At 65.3% G+C, this 1,223-nt stretch carries 1 protein-coding gene; it reads right to left on the reverse strand.

All coding sequences use genetic code 11. The features are described 5' to 3' along the window. On the reverse strand, window positions 1–1,183 hold a 1,183-nt coding region (locus AC6LJ9_RS30550; protein ID WP_498150441.1), incomplete at its 3' end, for a methyl-accepting chemotaxis protein. Between the last annotated feature and the right edge of the window lie 40 nt (window positions 1,184–1,223).

Genomic DNA, 1,223 nt, shown 5'->3' on the forward strand with positions numbered 1-1,223 from the left:
AACCCTTGCCCTGCTCGCCCGCCCGCGCCGCTTCCACCGCCGCGTTCAGCGCCAGGATGTTGGTCTGGAACGCGATGCCGTCGATCACCGACACGATCTCGGAAATCTTGCGCGAGCTGGCCGAAATCGCCTGCATCGTCGTCACCACCTCCGACACCGCCGAACCGCCGCGCTCGGCCACGTCCGATGCGCTGGCCGCCAGCTGGTTCGCCTGGCGCGCGTTGTCCGCATTCTGCTTGACCGTCGAGGCCAGCTGCTCCATCGAAGCCGCCGTCTCTTCCAGCGAGGCCGCCTGCTGCTCGGTGCGGCTGGACAGGTCCGTATTGCCCGCCGAGATCTCGCGCGAACCGACGTTGATCTCGTCCACGCCGCGACGCACCGCCGACACCGTACGCGTCAGGCTTTCCTGCATGCGCTTGACCGCCGCGAACAGCTGCCCGATTTCGTTGGTGGAGCTGATCTCCACGCGGGTGGTCAGGTCGCCGGCGGCGATCTTGTCGAAGCTTTCGCCAACCGAGCGCAGCGGCCGCAGGATGACGCGGTTCATGAACAGGAACGCGCCCAGGGACACGGCGAGCAGCAGCAGCGCCAGCGCGGCGTAGACCACGCCCATGGTCGCGGTACGGCTTTGCGCCGAGGCAACCAGATCGTTGCTGTATTCGGTGATGTTCTTGCTGAACTCGTTCAGGCTCTTGGAAAACGCGCCGCTGGCCGCGGCCGTCCTGGTGTTCTTCAGCTTCAGGTACTCGGCCGCGTCGCCCTTGTTCAGGGCCGCCATCATCGCTTCCAGCGACTCGGCGAAATTGCCGAAGGTCGAGATCAGTTCGCCTTCCGACTTCTTGGCCAGCTCGGTCAGCTTGGGAATGTTCTTGAACGCGTCGATCTTCTTCTTCGCGTCCGCCATCAGTTCCTGCACGATGCGGGAGTTGTCGGCGGCGCCCGCCGCGTCGCCGCTGGCGCGTTGCGCGGCGGCAATGTCGGCGCGAATGGTCGCGCGCAGCATCTGCGTGTACACGTCCTTGATGAGGCTGCTCTGCTGGACGCTCAGCCGGTCCAGATCGTTGATGGCCTCGGCGCTCGACTGCATGCTGCTCCAACCCAGCACAATCGCCACCAGCGCGGCGGCGACGACGGCCAGCTGGGCCAGCATCAAGCCGGTGCGCACTTTCAGATTGCTAAGCATTTCTTTGATTCCAGTAATCGCGCTGGCGGCCCCCTATGGC

The sequence above is a fragment of the Achromobacter sp. 1011811831 genome, assembly GCF_059760905.1.